An 874-nucleotide genomic window follows, 5' to 3' on the forward strand; every position below is an offset into this window, starting at 1 on the left:
AGAGCTTGTTTGGGAATTAAATTCTGCGAAATCAATTTAGGCACTGCATAGTCATATTGATATTGGCTAATTTCAGGTGTGCGGCCGAACTTTCTACGGTGTGCTCGTAGTCAATGACGTTTCTGCGGTAGAAATTCTGCCAGGCAAAGGTTCTTTCTACGACCCAGCGTTTAGCCTCAATCACAAATCCTTTCGACCCGTCAGGTCGCTCAGGAACTTCGAAAATGATGCCGATTTCCTCGACTGCTTGAGCAAAGGAACCGCGATAGGTTTTATCTGCCATGATCGTTTCGAGGCTGTCGATGATCAGTTCGGCATCCTCTAACAGAATTATTCCCTGAGGACTATCATGGAGGTTAGCAGCGTGAACATGAGTAGCATAAATCCGCCCTGTTGTATCTACTAAAATATGGCGTTTTCTACCGTTTACTTTCTTGTTGCCGTCTGTTCCACGATGTTCGTAAATCATCGGCGCTAACTTTATACTTTGAGAGTCCGCAAGGCCTAGGCTGGGCAAGGGATTACGCCCTTTTAAGATTCGTTCAAGTTGATTCAAAGCATGGTTGATTTTGTCAATTGTTCCATCGCGAGACCACTGATAAAAGTAGTAGTAGACAGCATTCCAGGGAGCAAACCTCGTCTCGCTCAGATTGCGCCATTGAATTCCCGTGCGGTTGACGTATCGAATGGCGTTGAAAATTTTCCGGAGTGAATGTTTACGTTTTCTTTTCCAGTTCAGAAATTGCTTGATAACTTTCCATTGGCTGTTGGTCAGCGGAGCATAACGCCTCTGCATGTTTTAATCGGTTTAGTCACCTCATAAAACAGGCCAACAGCTGATTTTGTGTCCCAATAAAATTCCCAAACAAGCTCT

The 874-nt window shown here is 44.5% G+C and carries 1 protein-coding gene; it reads right to left on the reverse strand.

What is annotated here, in order from left to right; all coding sequences use genetic code 11:
- Window positions 1-31 precede the first annotated feature (31 nt).
- The gene (locus E1J53_RS23830; protein ID WP_134274852.1) at window positions 32-796 is read right to left on the reverse strand and encodes an IS5 family transposase; all 765 of its coding nucleotides are present in this window, start codon (window positions 794-796) and stop codon (window positions 32-34) included.
- Window positions 797-874: the final 78 nt, after the last annotated feature.

Origin of the sequence: Lewinella sp. W8 (genome assembly GCF_004375085.3) — a bacterium.
GTDB lineage: Bacteria > Bacteroidota > Bacteroidia > Chitinophagales > Saprospiraceae > Neolewinella.